Annotated in this window: 16 protein-coding genes and 1 pseudogene; 10 read left to right on the forward strand and 7 right to left on the reverse strand. The window is 60.0% G+C overall.

The window, feature by feature from the left end; genetic code table 11:
- Positions 1–25 precede the first annotated feature (25 nt).
- The gene (locus tag AC3A5O_RS25595) at positions 26–1,585 is read right to left on the reverse strand and encodes a GMC family oxidoreductase (protein ID WP_487753890.1); all 1,560 of its coding nucleotides are present in this window, start codon (positions 1,583–1,585) and stop codon (positions 26–28) included.
- Positions 1,586–1,750: 165 nt separating this feature from the next.
- The gene (locus AC3A5O_RS25600; protein WP_122568297.1) at positions 1,751–2,512 is read right to left on the reverse strand and encodes an alpha/beta hydrolase; all 762 of its coding nucleotides are present in this window, start codon (positions 2,510–2,512) and stop codon (positions 1,751–1,753) included.
- A gap of 114 nt (positions 2,513–2,626) precedes the next feature.
- Here AC3A5O_RS25600 and AC3A5O_RS25605 point away from each other — a divergent pair, with 114 nt between their 5' ends.
- On the forward strand, positions 2,627–4,060 hold the full coding sequence (locus tag AC3A5O_RS25605; RefSeq protein WP_305470568.1) for an HD domain-containing phosphohydrolase: 1,434 nt from the start codon (positions 2,627–2,629) through the stop codon (positions 4,058–4,060).
- 649 nt (positions 4,061–4,709) lie between these two features.
- Positions 4,710–4,901: pseudogene (locus tag AC3A5O_RS25610) on the forward strand (response regulator transcription factor); the annotation flags it as partial.
- 64 nt (positions 4,902–4,965) lie between these two features.
- Here AC3A5O_RS25610 and AC3A5O_RS25615 read toward each other — a convergent pair.
- Positions 4,966–5,880, reverse strand: a complete 915-nt coding sequence (locus AC3A5O_RS25615; RefSeq protein ID WP_122568300.1) for a LysR family transcriptional regulator — start codon at positions 5,878–5,880, stop codon at positions 4,966–4,968.
- A gap of 121 nt (positions 5,881–6,001) precedes the next feature.
- Between AC3A5O_RS25615 and AC3A5O_RS25620 the strand changes: the two genes are divergently transcribed.
- The gene (locus tag AC3A5O_RS25620; protein WP_487753891.1) at positions 6,002–7,228 is read left to right on the forward strand and encodes a cation:dicarboxylate symporter family transporter; all 1,227 of its coding nucleotides are present in this window, start codon (positions 6,002–6,004) and stop codon (positions 7,226–7,228) included.
- 125 nt (positions 7,229–7,353) lie between these two features.
- On the opposite strand, the gene AC3A5O_RS25625 is transcribed toward AC3A5O_RS25620, so the two are convergent.
- The 3 genes from AC3A5O_RS25625 to AC3A5O_RS25635 form a co-directional block, all read right to left on the reverse strand.
- The gene (locus tag AC3A5O_RS25625) at positions 7,354–8,964 is read right to left on the reverse strand and encodes an argininosuccinate lyase (RefSeq protein ID WP_122568302.1); all 1,611 of its coding nucleotides are present in this window, start codon (positions 8,962–8,964) and stop codon (positions 7,354–7,356) included.
- A gap of 25 nt (positions 8,965–8,989) precedes the next feature.
- Positions 8,990–10,237: an OprD family porin gene (locus AC3A5O_RS25630; protein ID WP_305492146.1), complete on the reverse strand. Its 1,248-nt coding sequence runs from the start codon at positions 10,235–10,237 to the stop codon at positions 8,990–8,992.
- Positions 10,238–10,686: 449 nt separating this feature from the next.
- A complete protein-coding gene (locus AC3A5O_RS25635) occupies positions 10,687–11,580 on the reverse strand; it encodes a LysR family transcriptional regulator (protein ID WP_122568304.1) in 894 nt (297 codons plus the stop codon).
- Positions 11,581–11,675: 95 nt separating this feature from the next.
- Here AC3A5O_RS25635 and AC3A5O_RS25640 point away from each other — a divergent pair, with 95 nt between their 5' ends.
- The gene (locus AC3A5O_RS25640; protein ID WP_122568305.1) at positions 11,676–12,842 is read left to right on the forward strand and encodes an MFS transporter; all 1,167 of its coding nucleotides are present in this window, start codon (positions 11,676–11,678) and stop codon (positions 12,840–12,842) included.
- Positions 12,843–12,969: 127 nt separating this feature from the next.
- Here the strand turns inward: AC3A5O_RS25640 and AC3A5O_RS25645 are convergent, their stop codons facing one another.
- Positions 12,970–13,428, reverse strand: a complete 459-nt coding sequence (locus AC3A5O_RS25645) for a winged helix-turn-helix transcriptional regulator (RefSeq protein ID WP_305470572.1) — start codon at positions 13,426–13,428, stop codon at positions 12,970–12,972.
- A 96-nt stretch (positions 13,429–13,524) separates the two neighbouring features.
- On the opposite strand from AC3A5O_RS25645, the gene AC3A5O_RS25650 reads away from it, so the two are divergent.
- The 6 genes from AC3A5O_RS25650 (at position 13,525) to qhpG (ending at position 20,884) form a co-directional block, all read left to right on the forward strand.
- Positions 13,525–14,481 carry an aromatic alcohol reductase gene (locus AC3A5O_RS25650; RefSeq protein ID WP_305492147.1) on the forward strand — a complete coding sequence of 319 codons (957 nt, stop codon included), beginning with the start codon at positions 13,525–13,527 and terminating at the stop codon, positions 14,479–14,481.
- A gap of 64 nt (positions 14,482–14,545) precedes the next feature.
- On the forward strand, positions 14,546–15,175 hold the full coding sequence (locus AC3A5O_RS25655) for a LysE family translocator (RefSeq protein ID WP_305470574.1): 630 nt from the start codon (positions 14,546–14,548) through the stop codon (positions 15,173–15,175).
- 127 nt (positions 15,176–15,302) lie between these two features.
- Positions 15,303–17,207, forward strand: a complete 1,905-nt coding sequence (locus tag AC3A5O_RS25660; RefSeq protein WP_305470575.1) for a sigma-54-dependent Fis family transcriptional regulator — start codon at positions 15,303–15,305, stop codon at positions 17,205–17,207.
- Positions 17,207–18,925 (forward strand): ABC transporter ATP-binding protein, encoded by a 1,719-nt coding sequence (locus AC3A5O_RS25665; protein WP_305492149.1) that lies wholly within the window; start codon positions 17,207–17,209, stop codon positions 18,923–18,925. Before AC3A5O_RS25660 ends, AC3A5O_RS25665 begins: the two co-directional genes overlap by 1 nt.
- Positions 18,915–19,592 carry a subtilisin-like serine protease QhpE gene (gene qhpE / locus AC3A5O_RS25670; RefSeq protein WP_487753892.1) on the forward strand — a complete coding sequence of 226 codons (678 nt, stop codon included), beginning with the start codon at positions 18,915–18,917 and terminating at the stop codon, positions 19,590–19,592. The genes AC3A5O_RS25665 and qhpE overlap by 11 nt, the downstream gene beginning before the upstream one ends.
- Positions 19,589–20,884, forward strand: a complete 1,296-nt coding sequence (gene qhpG, locus AC3A5O_RS25675; RefSeq protein ID WP_487753893.1) for a flavin-dependent monooxygenase QhpG — start codon at positions 19,589–19,591, stop codon at positions 20,882–20,884. Before qhpE ends, qhpG begins: the two co-directional genes overlap by 4 nt.
- Positions 20,885–20,946 lie beyond the last annotated feature (62 nt).

Genomic DNA, 20,946 nt, shown 5'->3' on the forward strand with positions numbered 1-20,946 from the left:
GGAGTCACGGGCGCATGCATGAAGCTCATAGGTCGTAAGTGGCCCGTATAGCCTCCACGGCCCGCTCGCCGATCACGACGCACGGGGCCATCGTATTGCCGCTCGTGACATGGGGCATGATGGACGCATCGGCAACGCGCAGGCCCTGGATTCCGTAGACGCGCAATTGACCATCAACCACGGACATCGCGTCCTGGCCCATTTTTGCCGTACCGCATTGGTGCCAGTAAGTGACGGCAGCGTTGCGCGCGTAGTGTTCGAGCGACTGGGTGTCCAGGTTTCCAGGCAGGCTTTCACGTTTCACCAAGCCCTTGAAGGGGGCCTGCGCGCCCAGTTCCTGGACAAAACGGATGTTCTCCAGCGCGTTGCGCCGGTCGGTGGGATGCGACAGCGTGTTGGGTTGAATGATGGGGGCATCCGTCACATTCGGGCCGCTGAGCTTGACCCATCCGCGACTTTCCGGGTGGGCAAGGCCGGCGAACATTGTCCAGCCATGTGCAGGCACGCCAAGTGAGGCGGTCTCTGCGCTGGGTACTGGAAATTCGACCTGGCAGTGGAACATGTCCGGGAGATGCAAAGCACTTTCGCTGCTCCAGTACAGCGTCGCCTCCGAGCCGCCGTAACCCACCGGTTGTGGCGTCGCGTATTCGAAAATAACCGCAAAGGACACGTGATCTTGATGATTGGCGCCGACGCCGGGGAGATGCTGGAGGACCGGAATACCATGGCGCTGCAATTCCTCCTCCGGTCCCACGCCTGATTGCATCAGGACTTTGGGCGTGTTGACCGCCCCCAACGAAAGAATGACTTCGTGATCGGCGTAAAAGCACTCGATCTGCCCATTTTTTATGGTTTGTACGCCGATGGCGCGTTGGTCCCTGAAGAGCACGCGACTGACAAGCGTATCAGTCAGGACCGTGAGGTTGGGCTGACCAGAGCGTGGAGCGACGTAGGCGCGGTAAATGGAATTACGCCGGCCGTCCTTGACGATGAGGTCGTTCAAGGCCGCACCTCCGCGGCCTTCCATCATGGCGCCGTTCGGGTTCTCGAAAGCCGGTATACCCATGCCGGCAGCCGCACTGATCATGGCGTTGGCAATCGGTTGGGCGTCTCGCACAGGCGCGACATGAACCGGTCCGCCCCTGCCGCGACGCACCGGATCGCCGGTGCCCCGATAGTCTTCCACGCGTTGATAAATCTTCAGGACCGACGCGTAGTTCCACGCAGGATCACCACTGAGCGCTGCGAAATCTTCCCAATCGTTTTTATGGCCGCGGGCCCACAACATGACATTGACGCTGGACCCACCGCCCAATCCGCGGCCCATATTCAGCGGGATTTTCCTGTCGTTGAGATGAGGGTTTGCGGCACCCACGAAGTTCCAATCGCGCTCGGTGCCAAGGTTCAGGGGCCAGTTCCCCGGCTCCAGCACGTGGGGGTGATCATCGCTGCCTCCGGCCTCGATGAGTAATACTTCAACCTCGGGATTTTCGGCCAGCCGTCCCGCCACGACGGAGCCGGCGGTGCCTGCTCCACAGACGATAAAATCATAATGGTGCTTTTGCTGCTCGGAATTCATGGGCATTGAGCGGGTTTCCTTGGACGGTGTGGTATTGCTCGCCTGATGCGATGACTGCTGCGAGGGAAGTGCGTTGCATCCGAGCTTCCGGCCACCCTGTCCTGAAACCGGTGGCAATCCATTCAGATGCAGCAGCGCTTCCCTCGATCCCGGCGCAGAAGGGGCCTGGAATCACTGGCTCTTCTGGACCGCCTGGATGATGACTTTTGCGACATCTGCCGGACGAGATTGTTGTGGCACGTGGCTGGCTTCGATTTCGGTGACCTTGGCACCGATCTTCTTGGCAAAAGCGCGCTGCAGATCAGGCTGGATCATCCGGTCTTCCTTGGCCACAACGTACCAGGTTGGCTTGCCTTTCCAGGCGGCGACGCTGGTTTTGTCATCGAAGGCCGAGGCCCGGATCGGCCCTTGCGTCGCCGCCATTACCGCGGTTTGCTCTGGGGAAAGATCCTGGGCAAAACCGGTGGCCATGCCCTCGGTGGTCATGTACAGGAAACCGTTTTTGTCGGCGGCGATGTCTTTCACGCCGGACGGGGCAGGGTAGTCCTTGCCCAAGTCTTTACTGGCTTGACCGGCATCCGGAGCGAACGCGGCGACGTACACCAGGCTGCGTACTTTCTTGTCGGTGCCAGCCTCGCTGATGACAGTACCGCCCCAGGAGTGGCCGACCAATACGACGTCGTTCTCCTGGTTGTTCAGCACACGCTGCGTGGCGGCGACATCGTCCGCCAGCGAGGTCAACGGATTTTGCACCACGGTGACCTTGATGCCTTCCGCCTGCAGCAGCGGGACGACCTTGCCCCAGTCGGATCCGTCGGCGAAAGCGCCATGGACGATGACAACAGAGGGTTGCTGCGCCGCGGCATGGACCGCGCCGCCGAACAATGAACAGGTCATGGCGAGTGTGAGGGCAAGGGCCTTGGGTTTGAACATGATGCGATCTCCTGTATGGGGTGAGCGCAGTTTCAGCGATACTCGGCGGCTGAGGTATCGGTCATTTATCCGAGGCCATCAACAATGTTCAATCGGATACCCGGAGGAAACGACATGTCAGCAGGTGACTGTATCGAATTGGAAGACGCCATCCTGGCGTTGTCCATGGTGGGCGACCTGAGCATGGGCCAGCCGTTCGATCAGTCGCGCCGCACCGCCCGATTGGTGCAGATGCTCGCGCAGGCGTGCAATGGCGCTGGCGAGCACACCGAGATCGGACGCCAGGTGGCCTTGCTGCGCTGGTCAGGCTGCACCGCCAATGCCGAGGGCTTCACCCGACTGCTGGGCGATGACGTCGAGGGCCGCAACGCGATGCTGACGCAAACCCTCAGCGCGGCGGGCCAGCGAGCGATGCGCAGGTCCACGCCGCTGGCGCAGATTCATTGTGAGGTGTCCGGTGATATCGCTCATACCTTGGGCTTGAGCACCGAAGTCGAACACGGGCTGCGTCATGTGTTTGAGCAATACGACGGCGAGGGACGGCCGTCCGGCCTGCGTCATCCGCAGGTGCCGGAGGTGGTTTACCAAGTGTTGCTCGCCGGTGATCTGGAAATCCTGTCCCGCAGTCACGGTCTGGAAGTGGCATTGCAATGGATCGCCAGCAAGCGTGATCGACGCTATCCAGCAGCGCTCGCCGCCCAAATGCTGCAACACGCCGAAGATTGGCTCGCTCAACTGCGCACGCCACATGTTGCTGCGTCGCGGCACACCGCACCATCGGTGCCACTGACCCTTGTCAGCGATGTGATCGATCTCAAGCTGCCATGGCTGTCGGGGTATTCGCGACGTTCTTCGGAATTGGTCCAAGAGGCCGCCAGGCTTTCGGGGTTGCCAGAGGCATCCGTAGACCATCTCGGCCAAGCGGCGCTGATCCATGGCCTTGGCCGCGCAGCAGTGCCCAATCGAGTCTGGAATGCCCCGGGTGCGTTATTGGAAGGCGATCTTGAGCAAGTGCGGTTGGTGCCTTACTGGACGTCGCGGGCCTGTAGCCAGATACCGGCGCTGGCAGTGTCGGGCCAGATAGCGGCCCATGCCTACGAGCGACTGGATGGCAGTGGTTACTTCCGCAGTCTCCATGGTGACGCGCTGCAAAGCGAACATCGCTTGCTGGCCGCGGCCCTGGCTTGGCAAGCGTTGCTGAGCGAGCGGCCGTGGCGGCCAGCCTTCAGTCAGGACGATGCCGCCCGCTTGTTACTGGACGAGGCGGACCAGGGGCGCTTTGATCGACGAGCCTGTCAGGCGGTCATCGCGGCGGCGCGCGGGGACACGATGACAACTGCCTGCAGGCCAAGCGGTGGTCTGCTTTCCGAGCGTGAAACCGAAATTCTACGGTGTATCAGCACAGGAGGAAGCAACAAGGAAGTGGCGCGTCAGCTAGGCATCAGTCCGAGCACGGTCCGCACCCATGTGGAGAACGTGTTCCGAAAACTTCAATGTACCACCCGGGCGGCTGCGACCCTCAAAGCCCTGACGCTGGGGTTGATTTGAGGCCGAGCCGAATAAGTCTTTTGATTCAATCGCTTGACAGTCTCGGTGGTCTCGGCAGGTGCACTTGCGTGCGGGTGGAAAAAGGCCTGAGTAGATGCGGTGTTATTTTTATTGCGTAGTTTGTCGTTGATTTGAAATAAAAATAGTTTATCTGGACTAATACGAAATATTGTTTCGATTTTTTCTAAAAAGATGCAACACGTTTTTTAGTAAATCTACCTAAGATTAGGCGGCGGACCTGACGAACAAGCTTGAATAAAATAACCAGGAGCTGAGCATGATGGATCTGAACGGTTTTAGTTGCTTGTCAAGCGATGCCGAGAGCCGTGCCATGGCGGCTGATCATATCTGGCTCATTCCTGGGGCATTTCCAGATGACGGTTTTGAAAAGAACGCGGGGGTGCCTCATTGGACGTCGCGAGCCTGTGGCCAGGCAGCTGGGTGCTCGTTGGCAGCTCAGGGGGCGGTTCAGTCTTATGAGCGGCTCGATGGCCGCAACTATGTCCGCGGCTTCGAGGGTGATGCCGTGCAGATCCGCTATCGGCTGGGCGTTGCAACACTGACCTTGCAGGCATTGCGCAGCCAGCAACCTCGGCAACCCGGCTTGAGCGAGGAGGGCACGCGCCCCATGGCGGTCTCGAGAGCAAGCAGCCCACTCTCCGAACGTGAAACACAAATCTTGCGCTGCATCAGTGAGGGCGGCAGCAACAAGGAAGTGGCGCGCCAGCTTGGTATCAGCCCGAGTACGGTGCGCACTCACGTCGAAAGCATGTTCCGCAAACTGCAGTGCACCACTCGCGCAGCGGCCACGCTCAAGGCGCTGAGCCTGGGGTTGATCTGATTCAGAGCGCATCTGGGTGGAGTGTCTGCCTTCGGAGGCGACCAAGGGAATGAACAGGCCCCTTTCATGTCTTTCGATAAACCCCGGCCAACTCCCGTGCCAAGCTAATAAAATTCTGCAACGGCGCCGAGGGGTTAAATGTGCGCCGTACCAGAGTAATTGGCGCCAGCAACCGAGGCCGTGCGTCACGTATGCGGCAATACACCACGCTTTCTCGGTGTACGTCGCGCATGGAGGCGGGCACCACCGAGATGCCTTCACCGGCAGCCACCAGGCTGACGTTGGTAAGCATCCGCTCCACTTCAAAGGCGATCTTCGGCTCGAAGCCGGCGTTCTGGCAGGCCTTGATCAGGTTGGCGTACATGCCTGGTGCGCCGGGGCGGCGCACGAGGATGAAGCGTTCGTCTTTGAGGTCAATCATGCTGATTTTGGGGTCAGGTCCTTTGAGCAACGAGTGCCCGACAGGCAGGGTTAGGAGCATTTCCTCGTTGAGCAGGCGATGGAAGCTCAGGCTCTGGGGGGCGGTGACCGGCGCGCGAAGGATACCGAGGTCGACGCGTTTTTCGGTAGTGTCTTCGGTGACTTCACGGGCGCTGCCTTCTTTGATCGAGAGTTCTACACCGGGGTATTGCTCGCGGTAGGCGCGAATGATGCGCGGGATCAGCGGGTGCGCGGAGGCCGAGCTGGTGAACGCAATGATCAGGGTGCCTTCAATACCATGTGCTGCGCGGGAGGCCTTGAGGGAACCTTGTACGACACGTGAGAGAATCACCCGCGCTTCATCAAGGAAAACCAGGCCGCCAGCGGTCAGGTCGACGCCCTTGGGGTGGCGTTTGAACAACTCGAAACCCAACTCTTGCTCTAATGCTCGTATCTGTTGGCTGAGGGGCGGCTGCTGCATATTCAGGCGCGCGGCGGCGCGAGTGAAATGCCGTTCTTCTGCCACCATGATGAAATAACGTAAATGACGAAGTTCCATGGTGGTATGTCCCGTGACAAGACCTTATTATTTGCGATCTGAATGAATCTTCAGGGTGACCAATATGCCGAAAGTGGGCTGTCACGACAATAACAAAAAATAAAAATCGCCTGGAGTACGGATGCCGAACCCTCATGCCAAAAATGGAACTCTGCCTATATTGATTGCCATTGCCTGCGGCTTGACGCTGGGCCTGGTTTATCCGGACGTGGCGATTGATATGAAACTGTTCAGTGACATCTTCATAAAAACGGTCGGCTTATTGATGCCGTTCCTGCTGTTTGTATTGGTTTCTACCGGTGTTGCCGGCCTTAATCGCGAACACAAACACCCCCATGTAGTCGGCCGGGTGGTGCTGTATTTCCAGATGATGTCTATCGCTGCGCTCGCGTTGGGAATGGCCACGGGCGGGCTGTTTAACCTTGATCACGCGGCCGTTTTTGCCCCCGCGCCGGCACAGAGCGTGCTGGAAAACTCTCTTCGCGAGCTCTCTTTTACAACCGTTTGGACCAGCATTTACAGGGTTTTCACCCAGGATCGGATGTTGCAGGTGATGTTTCTTGCTGTGGTTTGCGGGCTATTGCTTGAGCGTTGTGGCGCATTCGGCAATCGATGCCGGGGGTGGTTGGAAACTGCCGTACAGGTGCTGTTCCGGCTGTTGCGGATCGTCTTGACGTTCGCGCCGCTGGCGGCATTTGGCGCCATGGCTTTTGTCGTCGGAAAATATGGTCTAGGTTCGGTCATACCGCTGTTGAAGTTTATAGTTGTTATTTATTTGGTGTGCGGGATTTTTATCGTCGTGGTATTCGCGATCATCACCCGGATGGTAGGTGTCAAATTGTCAAGGCTGATTGTCTACTTGAAGGAAGAGTTGCTATTGGTAACGTTTACCGGCTCGTCGGTTGCCGCCCTTCCAGGGCTTATTGGGAAACTTGAGACACTAGGGTGTGATAGCCAGTTAGTGCGCCTGATACTGACCACCGGATATACCTTTAACTTGTCCGGCACAAACCTTTATCTCACCACCGCGTTCATGTTTCTTGCGCATCAGGCGGGGGTGGATATCGCCGTGCCGGAGATGCTGGCGGCGTTGTTGATTTTTTTGTTTACCTCGCTGGGAGCTACCAGTGTCGCCGGTTCTGCGTTGTTTACCTTGATTGCGACCTTGAGCATTCTGCAACTGGTTCCGCTGGAAGGGGTGGGGCTGCTGCTGGGGGTGGAGCGGTTGATGAAGTGCCGATCGCTGACCAATGTGCTGGGTAATGGCGTGGCATGCCTGGCGATATGTGGGTGGCAAAACTCCATCGATCGTGAGGCCTTGAAACGCGAATTTGCCTGTCTGAAGTAACTACATTTTCCAAGTCCACATCAGTTCGAAATGCGGGCGCTGGCTGGCTTGCGATGGCGGAGCATCAGTCAGGTTGGCTGACTGACACTGCGCCATCCCAGGCTTGGTCTCCAGTGTTTTACGGTTCAGTTTTTGGCGTCTACCAGCTTGTCGAATGCCTTATTCAGAGTGTCTTCAGCGTCTTTCAGTTTTATGCGACGCTCGGCCAGCCATCTCTGATCGCTATCGAGCGTTTTACGCGCCTCAGCCAGCATCCGCTTGACCTCTTCCGGCTGCGGGCCGCCCGTGCCTTTGCGAGTCTTGACCATTTGGGTCGGCGACAACGCCGCCCGGAAGCCCGACTCATCCAACGGCAAGATGTTGGGCGTCCAGTTGTACTTGTCCGCCGCCTGGCGATACAGCTTCTGCGCATCGGCATAAGGGAAAGTCTTCGGCGTGGTGCCGTTGCTGCGCGCCTCGGTGACGATCAGCGATGCGAAGCCATGGCCAATGCGAAACGGCACTTTGAATTGCCGCTCCAGGGTGTCGGCCAGTTCCATCGATGTGGACCACTCCGACTCCAGTTCTTCGAGGGCGCGCTGCGGATTGATTTGCAGCGCGTCGAGCACCGCATTCAGGTTCTTGAACATCTCGCCGGTGGACTGGAACAGCCCCAGCGAATCGAAGGCGAACTTGTAGTCGGTCATGCCGGTGGTAACGTTATGGGCGCGTAAGGTTACGGTCTGCGACAGCCCGACTACATCCGAGGCCGACTCACGGGTGCGCATCAGCAAGCCTGGATTTCGTTTCTGCGGCATCGCGCTGCTGGTATAGGTGGACTCCTCATCCAGCAGCAGCCAAGGGCGAATCTGATGATACTGGGTATGGATGTCGCCAATCATCGCGCCCACCCGAATCGCCGAGGACGCTGCCAGGTTCGCCGCTTCTATCGGGATGTCATAGGTCGAGACCTGGCTCGAATCCAAGGAGTTTTCCCGCACGCCATCAAACCCCAGCAGCTCGGCCAGGCGCTCGCGGTTCAGCGGGTAGGCGGAGTTCGCCAGCACGGCAGTGCCCATAGGACTCAGGTTGAGACGGCTGTAGAGTTCACGAATGCGCTGGCCATCGCGATCAAACGCGGCTTCGAACGCCAACAGGTAGTGCGCATAACTGATCGGCATGGCCTGCACGCCGTTGGTATAGGCCGGCACCAGGGTGTCGACGTTTTTCTCTGCCAGGCGCAGGATCCGTTGGCGGGTGGCGTTCAGTGCTTCGCTGTAGGCCAGTACCTGTGTACGTAATTTGGCCAGACGGAACGTCGCCAGCATGTCCTGGCGGCTGCGGCCGGAATGGATCAGCGACGCCTCGGGACCGATCTTGTCGGTCATGATTTTTTCCAGTTGCAGCACATCATCGGGACGCTTGCCGCCGGGCTGGTCGGCCTGGTCGATGGCGTAACGCACGCCGCCAGCGATCTTGTGGCCCATGTTCGGCTTGACGATGCCTTCTTCGGTGAGCATTACAATCGAGGCTTTGTTGATACGGTTTAGCCAGGCAAACTGGGTTTGGGTCGGATCGACCTTGGCCTTGCGCGACGCCTGCGAGGTATCGGTCGTGGCGCCGACTTTCGCGGCCTGGGCCGCGCACTGTTCAGTCGTGCTGCAGGGCAGCTGCCCGGTGTCGGCGGCGTAGGCGCCGTAACTGCTGAACAGGGCGAAGGCCACGGCGAGGTGGATGAGTGTCTTATAGGCGTTCATGTTAATGCTCCGCATTTTTAATGGGTTACAACAGGGGCAGGGTGTAGCTGACGATGAACCGGTTCTGGTCGATGTCATTGCCCTTGCCGTTGCTGCGGTAAGTGCCGTTGCGCCATTTCACACCGAGGTTCTTCAGCGCGCCGCTCTGGAATACGTAGCCGATGTCGGTGTTGCGCTCCCACTCGGTGCCTTCCACGCCTTTGGAGCGTTCGAAGTTGTCGCCCTTGAGGTAGCGCGTCATGAAAGTTAGGCCGGGCAGGCCTAGGGCGGCGAAGTCGTAGTCGTAGCGAGCCTGCCAGGACCTCTCCTCGGGGTTGGCGAAATCCGGCGAGATCATCACGTAGTTGACCAGGTAGGAGTCGGTGCCATCGAGGTGCGGAAAGCCGGTGGTGCCCTTCATGACCTGATAGGCCGTGCCGAACGAGTGGCCCTGAATGCTGTAGGTGAACCGCGCACCGAAGGCCTGGTTGTCGATGTTGGTATGGCCGTCGCTGCTGGAGTCGGCGTAGCGTAAATCGGTCTTGAACGAATGGGACTTGCCCAGCGACAGGGTGTGCACCACGTTGAAGATGTTCTGCTTGTAGTTGTTCTCCAGGCGGGCGTAGTGGTAGCCGGTGGCGAGGTCTTTGCTCCACTTGTAGTTGGCGCTGGCGAAGTCGAATTTGTCGCTGGGCACGGCGCCCTTGATGCCTTTGCCGGCGACTTCGATGTCATCGTGGCCACTGACATTACGCAAGGTGTTGCTGGTCAGGCGCCCGGCGTCGAAGGTCAGGCCGTCGATGTCCTGGCTGGTCAACTGCGCGCCGCGAAAGGTTTGTGGCAACAGGCGTCCGTCGTTGGGCAGCACGGTCGGCAGCTTGGGAATCAAGGTCCCGACTTTCAGCACGCTTTTGGAAATCCGTGCTTTGGCGGTAGCGCCCATGCGGCTGTAGCTGTCCGGGGCCTCGTCATTACCCACGGGTAACAGTCCGCTGTTTTGCCGATCAGGGCCGGAGTCCAGCTTCAAACCCAGCAAGCCCATGGCATCGACGCCAAATCCTACGGGCCCGTCGGTAAAGCCCGACTGGTAGTTGAGAATCAGCCCTTGGGCCCATTCATCTCGCTTGGACTGGTTGGCACCGTCCTGGCGGAAATCACTGTTGAAGTAGAAGTTGCGAAGTTCGAGGTCGGCCTTGCTGTCTTCGAAAAAGTCAGCTTCAGCAAAGGTAGGGAAGGCGAGGGTCAAACCCAGGGTGGCCGAAGTCAACCCCAGGGCGATAGGGGATCTTGTCATTGTTATACCCATTGGCTGCTGCTTTGTTTTTAGAGTTGTGTGACCGGAGGGCGAAGGGAGACGACGTCCGGCAAGTGCAGGCTAACGAGTCGGCTTTCAGATTGAAAATATATAGAAAGTGTCGATTGCAGATGTTTTGAATATGGCTAGCGGCTTTTGTTTATCGGCCAAGTACTCCCTGAAAAAGTCTTAAACTACCGGAGACGATTTTTTCAACAGAGTCCGCCGTTTCCTGTCTTGGCCGTTCTCAGGTCATGGCCGATCATCACGGGTGGTCTGTTCAGGAACTGAGACCTACTGGAGAAAAGGCCTGACCTGAGGCGTTAGTTGAGAAGCCAGTGGGTGCAGGTCCTCGAACCTGCATAACGTCACCGCGACGTCATACGCGTTTTCACACACGCTGGGCCGATAGCTGCGATTTTCCGAAGGGATCATTCGGCTAACAGCCCTCACATCCGATGATGTTCCAGCAGAAAGTCCACGAACACTCGCACCCGCGCCGGCATCGCCGAGCCACCTACGAACACCGCATGAATCGGCTCCCGGTCTCCGGGGTTCCATTCTTCCAGCAGCGGTATCAGGTCGCCGCGCTGCAGGTCCTCGGCGACGGTGAAATCGCCGATACGCGCGATGCCCGCGCCTACCCGTGCGAGTTGTGCCAGCGCCTCACCACTGCTGCATTCGATGTTGCCGCTGACCTTCAGGGAAAACGCTCTGCCGTCGCGAGTGAACGGCCAGTTGGGTTCGGCGCGACGGAAATTGAAGCGCAGGCAGTTGTGCCGTAGCAGGTCTTCCGGTTCCAGGGGTGTGCCATGGCGCTCTAGATACTCGGGCGAGGCCACCACCACCTGGCCGGTGTCGCCAATCCTGCGCGCGGTCAGTGGGCTGTCGGGCAAATGGCCAAAGCGTACCGCCACGTCGGCCTGGCCGCCGAGAATGTCGACGACTTCGTCGCCGAGGGTGAGGTCGACGACGATGTTCGGGTAACGGGCGCTGAAGGCGGCCACCAGAGGAACGATGGTCTGTCGCCCATGACCAAGGGCGGCACTGACCCGCAACCGGCCCTTGGGCACGCCCTGGTCGGCGACAGCTTCTTCGACCTCGGCCATGTCAGCCAGGATACGCCGGGCGCCGCGAAGGTAAGCCTCGCCCTCGGCGGTGAGGGTGATCGATCGAGTGGTACGCAACAGCAGGCGGGTGCCAAGACGTTGTTCGGTACGCGCGATGACCCGACTGACCGCCGAGGGGGTCAGCCCCAGTGCACGCGCGGCGGCCGACAAGCTGCCTTCCTGCGCTACCGTGGCGAACATAGTCATTTCACCGGATCTGCCGTTGAAGTCCATTTGTGCTCCTTGCGCAAAGGTGATTGCCAGAAATGCTATCTACCGCCAGGAAAGGCTGGATCGTAGCATCTGCGGCATAGATAAGGAGCCTTCCAATGCGTATCAATCCACCACTTGTCGCACTCGCCATGGGTGCCTTTGGCATCGGCGTCACCGAGTTCGCCCCCATGGGCATGTTGCCGGGCATCGCTGCGGATCTCGGCGTTTCCATTCCAGCCGCAGGCCTGTTGGTCAGTGCTTACGCTCTTGGCGTACTGCTCGGCGCGCCGCTGATGACCCTGACCACCGGCAGGATTCCCCGGCGCTATCTGTTGATCGGACTCATGGCGATTTTCACACTGGGTAATCTGATGTCAGCGCTGGCGACCGATTACTACAGCCTTATGGTCGCCAGGGTGGTGACCTCACTGAATCACGGTGCGTTCTTTGGCGTTGGCGCCATCGTCGCCGCCAGCGTGGTCGCCCCGCAGAAACGGGCCGGGGCGGTCGCGGCCATGTTCATGGGCCTGACCCTGGCGACCATCGGCGGCGTGCCGCTGGCCGCCTGGTTTGGCGAACTGTTCGGCTGGCGCAGCGCATTCTGGGGGATTACCGGCCTGGGGGTAGTGGCCATGGCCGCGTTGTGGTTCGCCCTGCCCAACGTGCCGACGCCGCAAAGCATCGGTGTGTTGGCCGAAATTCGGGTACTGGGCCGTGGACCGGTGTTGGGGGCGCTGGCCCTGACCGTCGTCGGCTCAGGTGCGATGTTCACCGTTTTCACTTATATCGCCCCGATCCTGAGCAGTGAGACGCATGCCTCCGCCACTTTCATCACGGCCATGCTGGTGCTGTTCGGGGTGGGGCTGACGCTGGGCAATATGTGGGGCGGCAAGGCGGCGGATCGCTCGATAGACCGCACCCTGATCGTTTCGCTGAGCGTGTTGATTCTCGTCTTGCTGGCGTTCACCGTATTGATGCGCTGGCCGCTACCGGCTGCGGTCGCCATCTTGATCTGGGGGATCGCCAGTTTTGCCTTGGTACCTCCATTGCAAATGCGCGTGATGGAAGCCGCCAAGGACGCGCCTAATCTGGCCTCGGCAGTGAATATTGGGGCCTTCAACTTTGGCAACGCGATTGGCGCGGCGCTGGGCGGCGCGGTGATCAACGCGGGGTTGGGTTACCCGGCGATTGCCCTGGCCGGAGCGGCAATGGCTGGCTTGGGGTTGCTGATGGTGCTGGCTTTTGCCTGGCGTTCCAGAGTGGTTGTGGCTGCGGCGTTGTGACGGTGGCGCGAATGCAAGTGGGGCTGCGAATGAGGTTGATCGACTGCGCCCGCATCAGTGGATGCGGGCCTGACTGACGCACGGTGAGCTGGACGGACGCTTCAAGACGCTCTTGTACCGCTAACGATTAATCAGGCGCTTCTGGATCTCTTGGCATTGACGTGGGGATTTGCCATGAAGGTTTTTTACCCTCCTGACTGTCGAAAGTGCATCGCGCCTTGCGGAAGTCGTCGACGTTTTCGACGACCCAGGTCCAAATAGGGGACATACGGATCAACAACTCCATGCCCAGTGGCGTCAGCTCGTATTCAACGCGGGGCGGAATTTCACCAAACTCTCGCCGAATCAGGAGACCATCACGCTCCAGGGACCGTAGCGTCTTCGTCAACATTCGCTGAGTCACACCCGTCATCTGCCTTTTTATCTCGGCATGGCGCATCTTACCGTACACGCCCAAGGCATGCAGAATGCCCAATGACCAGCGGCTACCCGCGTGAGCGAGGACTTCCCGTCTGACGCCATCATCATCTTCTCTAAGCGTTTGGCAGATGGCTTCTGCCTGACTAAGAGTTTCATGATCGGTCATTTCTTCCCCTGGTATCACACGTGTGCCTTCTTACGAGCGCTGCTGAATCGTGCAAGCATTTGCTCATCCTACAGGTAACAGGTCTCAGGAGACATCATGACCGAAGTGACCCAGCTTTCCCCCCAATCCATTCTCGTTCTAGGCGCCGGTGAACTTGGCCTTCCTGTCTTGCGCAATCTTGCGCGGGTGGCAACGCGCGCGCCCGGCTCCAAAATCAGCGTCCTGCTCAGGGATTCGACCATCAACACTCAGGTGCCTGAGAAAAAGGCAGAAATCGATGAGCTTCGTAGCCTGGGCATCCACATGGTCGCGGCAGATCTGGTGAGTGATTCAATCGATCAGCTCGCTGAGGTCTTCTCGCGATTCGATACCGTAATAGGCTGCGCAGGCATGGTTGCGGGGCGAGAAACCCCGATGAAGTTGGCTACGGCAGCGCTCAAGTCCGGTGTGAAGCGCTACTTACCATGGCAGTTTGGCGTCGATTTCGAGGTGATTGGTCGGGGCAGTCCCCAGGATCTGTTCGATGCCCAGCTCGATGTGCGCGAGCTGCTTCGCGCCCAAGACAAAACTGAATGGGTCATCATTTCGACGGGTATGTTCACCAGCTTCCTGTTCGAGCCGGTATTTGAGGTGGTTGACTTCGAAAACGACACAGTGAACGCCCTGGGCAGTCTTGAGAACAGCGTGACGCTCACGACACCCGACGACATCGGTACGCTGACGGCGGAAATCGTTTTTTTCGAACCTCGCTTGCGCAATCAAATCGTCTACCTTTCTGGCGACACTGTGACGTATGGGCAGGTTGCGGGCCTCCTTGAACGTGTTTTGGGGCGTCCATTCAAACGTAACGTGTGGACTGTTCCGTACCTGATCCAGGAGCTGGAAAAAGACCCCACTCATCACATCAAAAAGTACCGCGCTGTGTTCGCCCAAGGCAGAGGCGTGGCGTGGCCGAAAGTTGGCACGTTCAACGAGCGGCAGTCGATTCAAGTCACCACCGCCGAGCAGTGGGCTCGGAATAACCTCGGCCGACGGGCTACACAGAACGTTTGACCAAACGCCAAGTGGCTCACTAGAGTGGATAACCGTACGGCTGCCGACTGCCATGGACATCCACATGAGCGACTTCTCCCTGCTGCTTGCCTTCATCGCTGCTGCGTCAGTGCTCACGGTTACTCCCGGCGTGGACACCGCCATGGTGCTTCGCGCTACAGCGACCGGGGGGCGACGTTCGGCGGCGATGGCGTCTATCGGTATCGTGCTCGGGTGTCTGGTGTGGGGCGCCGCGGTGTCACTGGGGCTCGGTGCCCTGTTGCAAGCTTCGGAGTGGGCTTACCTTGCGCTGAAAATTGTCGGCGCCGCTTATCTCGTCTGGCTGGGTGTCAAACTGCTGCTGCGACCTCGGACAACGCTGCAAGGGCAGGGGAGCGAGAACGTGGCTGCCTCTGCGCGTGACGCCTTTGTTCGCGGTTTATTGACTAATCTGCTGAACCCCAAGATAGGTGTCTTCTACATCACGTTCCTCCCGCAGTTTGTCCCCAGTGGCGTGAGCGTGGCCAGTTACTCCTTCTTCCTTGCGGCGTTACACGTGCTGTTGACGCTGGCCTGGTTCGGCATTCTGGTGGCGGCGACGGTGCCACTGAGCAATTTCCTGAAGCGCCCGGCAGCCTTGAAGGCGCTGGATCGACTCACAGGTGGCGTTTTTGTCGCGTTTGGGCTCAAGTTGGCGGTTTCCAATCCGGCTTGAGCCTCACCGCGCCAAGGATGAAGCGCAAATGCCGTAAGGCACTTGCCAATCCCCTGACGTTAACGTAAAGATGGCGACAGGGCGCTGAACATGGAAGGGCGCAGGGCGGACCGATTCGGAGCGCTTGATGACGCTGATAAAAACAACTCATCCCAAACTTCATCGCGAAGCCCGGCTGGCTCGGGAAAAACTGCACCTCGAAGGCACCGTCCCCGATGGCGTATTGCGCGCGGAAATCGATGCTTCGTGGCGGCGTAGTCTCAGCCATGGCGTGCATTTCAATGCCAAGCAAGAGCTGGCGCTGGAATCGAACGCAAGCCTTGAAGTGCTGCTGGAGAGTAATCGGTTGTTGATCGATGCCGCGATGCCGGCCATCGATTACCTGGCCGAACGCCAGGGCAAGGAAGGGCTCATCATCCTCGCCAATTCCGACGCCACCATCCTGGCAGCCGAAGGGCGCGCCGACCGTTTCAAAGGTAGCGACCTGCAAGACATCACACTGGGCGCTTGCTGGAGCGAAGCGGCGCGCGGCACCAATGCGCTGGGTACCGCGTTGGTGGAAGCCCGGCCGACGATGATTGATTGCGGCGAACATTACCTCGATCGCCTGACCGATTTCTCCTGCACGTCGGTGCCGATTTATTGCCCGCAGGGCGACATCCTTGGTGTCCTTGACCTGACCCGCGAAGGTCCGCTCGGCCGGGTTCAGGACAGCACTGCGTTGCTGGCCATGGCCGTCAGCCAGATCGAAAGTCGCCTGTTCAACACCTGTTACCCGGATCAGATCGTCCTCGCTTTCCACAGCCGCCGGCAGTATCTCGAATCCCCTTGGCAGGGCTTGCTCGCGGTGAGTCTCGGCGGGCAGGTTCTCGCGGCCAACGCCCAGGCGTGTCAGTTGCTCCACGCCGAGCGTTCGGCGCTGGTGGGTCGACGCTGTGAAGAGTTTTTGGGCGTCGATGGCGTGCAACTACTATCGCGTCTGCATCAGGGCGGCATCGGCAGTGTGCAAACCGCCAAAGGTGAGTTTTTCTACAAAGCCCTGCGCGCGCCGCAGCGCTCGATCAACGTCAGCCTCCCACCGCGCACCCCCGCTAAAACCGCTAAACCGCAACCCGATCTTGAGTCCCTGGCCGGCAACAATGTCCGTTACGCCCGGGCGCTGCGCATGGCCCGCCAAGGCCTGGCCAATGAATTGCCGGTGCTGCTGCTAGGCGAAACGGGCACCGGCAAGGAAGTCATTGCCCGCGCGCTGCATATGGCTGGAACGCGCTGCGACAAACCTTTCATCGCGGTGAACTGCGCGGCTATCCCCGAAGGCCTGATCGAGTCGGAGCTGTTTGGCTATCGCGAAGGCGCCTTTACCGGTTCGCGCCGGGGCGGCATGGTCGGGCGTCTGCAGCAGGCCCATGGCGGTACGTTGTTTCTCGATGAAATCGGCGACATGCCGCTGGCCTTGCAGGCCCGTTTACTCCGGGTATTGCAGGACCGCAAAGTCGCGCCGCTGGGTGCCGGAGAAGAGCAAGACATCGACATCGCACTGATCTGTGCCACGCACCGCGACCTCAAGCGTCTGGTGGAAGACAAACACTTTCGCGAGGATTTGTTCTACCGGGTCAACGGCATCAGCGTGATGCTTCCGGCCCTGCGCGAGCGCGACGATTTCAATGGCCTGGTCGAGCGTTTGCTGGCCAAACTCGACGCGCCGACGACAGTCTTGCATGACGATTTGATCCGCTTGCTGGGCGGCTATCACTGGCCGGGCAACATTCGCCAACTGGAAATGGTTTTGCGCACCGCCCTGGCCATGCGTGAACCGGGGGATACCGTGCTCACCCTCGATCATCTGCCCGACAGTATGCTCGACGAACTGACCGCCGGCGAACGCCCTCAGAGCGGCAGTATTCGTGAACATGAACTGGAGCTGATTCGTCAGTCCCTGGACACGCACCAAGGTAACGTTTCGGCCGCCGCCGATGCCCTGGGCATCAGCCGCGCGACCCTGTATCGCAAGCTAAAACAGTTGCGCTCGTGATGCTGCGCTTGATCGTTCGGCTGATCGACAGCCGGAACCCCGCGGCCTTGCAAGCGGCGTTGCGCTGGCTCTACAGCTTCGTGCGCCCGCACCGGTTGGCGATTGCCGGGTTGCTTGGACTGTCGGTCTGCGCCTCGTCACTGGTACTGGTGCAACCCTGGCTAACCAAGCTGCTGATTGACGACGGTCTGTTGGCGCGCAATTTTGCGATGTTGGTGCTGATCGCCGGGTTGATGATTGTCGCCGGGCTGTTGGGCACGGCGCTGTCAGGCATCAATCGGTATTTGCACACGCGATTGTCCGGGCGAATTCTGTTTGCGTTGCGCGATGACCTTTATCGGCATTTGCAGATGCTCTCGCCGGGTTTCTACGGCCAGCGGCGAATCGGCGATTTGATGTCGCGTCTGGATGGCGATGTCGCGGAGATCCAGCGTTTTGCCGTGGATTCGCTGTTCTCTGCGGTGTCGAGCGTGATCGGCCTGGTGGTCGCGGTGGCGATGTTGGTGACCCTGTCGTGGAAACTCTCGCTGCTGGCCTTGGTGCTGATCCCACTGGACGTGCTCTGGCTACGCTGGATGCGGCGCAAGGTCGAGCGCGATGTGCGGCAGTTGCGCGAGCGTTCGGCGGACATGTCCTCGTTCATGGTCGAGACCTTGCCGGTGATGAAATTCATCCAGTCCGCTGGTCAGCAACAGCGCGAAGCGCGACGGCTGGAGGCGTTGGGCCAGGGGTATATGAGCCAGCTTCTGCGCCTGCAAGTCACCGAGTTTTTCACCCAGGCGGTGCCCGGCACACTGACGTCGTTGTCGCGGGCCTGTGCGTTTTTGATTGGCGGTTACTGGGTGGTGCAAGGGACCTGGCAACTGGGTGCGCTGATCGCGTTTTCGACTTATCTGGGCATGGCGGTCGGCCCGGTCCAGAGCCTGCTTGGGCTCTACGTCGCGATTCAGCGGATGACCGTCAGCCTCGGCCGAGTCATGGAGCTGCGCGGTGAAGAACCGACCGTACTCACCCCAATCAAGCCGCAGCCGATGCCGACTTCTGGCGAACTGCGTTTCGACAACGTGCACTTCAGCCATCCCGGTCGTCCAACCACCCTGTGTGGCGTCGAGGCGCGAATTCCTTACGGTTTGAAAGTCGCCCTGAGCGGCGGCTCCGGTGTCGGTAAATCGACCCTGATCGACCTGCTGCAGCGGCACTACGATCCGCAGTCTGGACGAGTATTGCTGGGGGAGGTCGACCTGCGGGAACTGGACCTGTTCCAGCTGCGTCGGCGGATTGCCGTGGTCAGCCAGGACATCGTGCTGTTTCGCGGCAGCCTCGCCGACAATCTGGCCTACGCCGTGCCGGACGCCAGTCGCCAAGCCATTGCCGAAGTAGCGCGGTTGGCGCAGCTCGATAGCCTGATCGAGTCTCTGCCCGAAGGTCTCGACAGCCCTTTGGGCGAGCGTGGCCAGCAGTTGTCCGGCGGACAGAAACAGCGCATCGCCATCGCCAGAGCGCTGTTGCAGGATCCCTTGATCCTGGTGCTGGACGAAGCAACCTCGGCGGTCGACGAAGTCACCGAGCGCGAAGTGATCGAGGCCATCGACCGGTTGTTCGCCGGGCGCACGCGGATTCTGATCAGCCATCGCCCCTCGACCCTGGCCGATGCCGATCTGCACTTCGAACTGCTGGATGGCGTGCTCACGTCAAAAATGGTGCAGCATGAAACCTGAACTGCGGATTGGGGTGGTGGACAGTGGTCATTCGGCGGCGCAACGGGCACAGGTGATTGCCGGTCGACGGTTCTCGCTGCTGGAAGATGGACTGGCAGAAAGCGATTTAGGCGACGATCCGCTGGGCCATGGCAGCGCGGTGATCGCGGCCATCGGCCAGCGGGCGCCGACGGCGGTTTTTTGCGTCGCCCAAGTGTTCGATCGACGTGGTGTCACCAGCGCCTTGCAGATCGCTACCGCCATCGATTGGCTGGTGGCGCAGGACGTGCGGTTAATCAATCTGAGCCTCGGCGTGCGGCAGGATCGCAGCCTGTTGCGTGAAGCCTGCACAGTCGCGGTGGCGCAAGGCATTCTGCTGTGTGCGTCCAGTCCGGCCCAGGGCGAAGGGGTGTTTCCGGCGAATTATCCGCAGGTGCTGAGGGTCACCGGCGATGCCCGTTGCACCGAGCAGCAATGGTCGTGGCTCAACAGCGCCCAGGCGGATTTCGCCGCGTGTGTTCACGGCTCCTACCCGGGACAGTCCGGCGCGAGCCTCGGCTGTGCGGCATTGAGCGGGCACATTGCGGGTTTCCTCATTGAACATCCCGAGGCCAGCAACGACCAGATTGTCCAATGGCTGCAAAAAAACGCCCGTTATCACGGCCCGGAACGGCGTGTCGGCGCATGAGACCGATTGTGATTCTTGGCGCGGGGCCTGCGGGGGCGGCGGTGGCCCTGGGGCTGCGGCGGCTCGGGTACCCCGTAACGCTGGTCAGTGAGTGGCGGCGCTTCGCGGCGTTGGAAGGAGTTTCCATGCGGGTACTGGATGCCTTGCGTGGTGCGGGGCTGCATCAAGCGTTGGCGGATGCGGCGCTGCCTTCCCAACGGCAGGTGTCCTGGAACGGTCAGCAGCATGCGCAGAACATCGAATTTTTACTGGACCGCCCGAGCTTCGATCGAGGCTTGCGCGAGGATTTGCGCCTGGCCGGTGTCGAGTTGATCGAAGGCCGAGTGTTGAAGGTGCAGTCGCAGGCTTCGGGGCATCGAATCGAACTGCAAGGGCGCCAAGCACTGGTCGCGGATTTTCTGGTGGAGGCCCGCGGACGTCAGGCACCAGCCCTTGGTAAAGGCCTTCGTGGGCCAGAGACGGTCAGTTTGCTCAATCGCTGGCAAGGTGTGGCGGGTAGCACCGCCAGCGCTGTGGAAAGCCTTGAGGACGGGTGGGCCTGGATGGCGCGCCGGGCTGATGGCCAGTGCTATTGGCAATGGACGGTGGACGTGGCCAGTGCCGAGCTGCCGGGTAAGGCGCTGTTACTCGATTACTGCCGTCAGCGCCGCCAGGATTCGGCGTTGTCCCGGGCATTTTTCGGGAGCGAGCCGCAAACCAATTTGCACCTGCATGCCCGCAGCAGCACGGCGATTTTGTCTCCGCGCGTCTGTGGCGATTACTGGATTCGGGTGGGCGACGCGGCCATGGCGGTGGATCCGCTGTCGGGGAATGGTATTTTTCAGTCATTGTCCTCGGCGTTGCAGGCGCCAACGGTGATCAACACGCTGTTGCGCAAACCCGAGCGAAAGTGCCTGGCACGACGTTTTCATCAGCAGCGGGTAGATCAGTTGTTTTTGCGGTTTGCGCGTATTGGCCGGGATTTTTATGCCGATGAGCAGCGTTGGCCAGATCGGCCTTTCTGGCAGGCGCGGCGGCAGTGGCCGGATGCTGAGGTTGCCCACGCCGAGGCGGATTTCTCCGCGCTGAAGATTGAGCCTGCGCCGGTGCTCAGGGACGGATTTGTGGATGAGGCCGAGGTGGTGATCACGGCGGATCAGCCGCTGGGGATCTGGCATGTGCACGGGGTGGAGCTGGCACCGTTGGTGCGACGGTTGCGCAGCGAGCCGGCCGAGCGAGTGTTGGAGGGGCTGACGGTGGAGCAGGGAAGGATGGTTCGGGGTTGGTTATTGGGGCAGGGGTTCAAGCCCTGATATTTGGGGTGCCTGGGCTGGCCTATCGCGAGCAAGCTCGCTCCCACAGTTGCGTCGAGCAC

Source organism: Pseudomonas sp. Soil_N_39, from assembly GCF_057655955.1.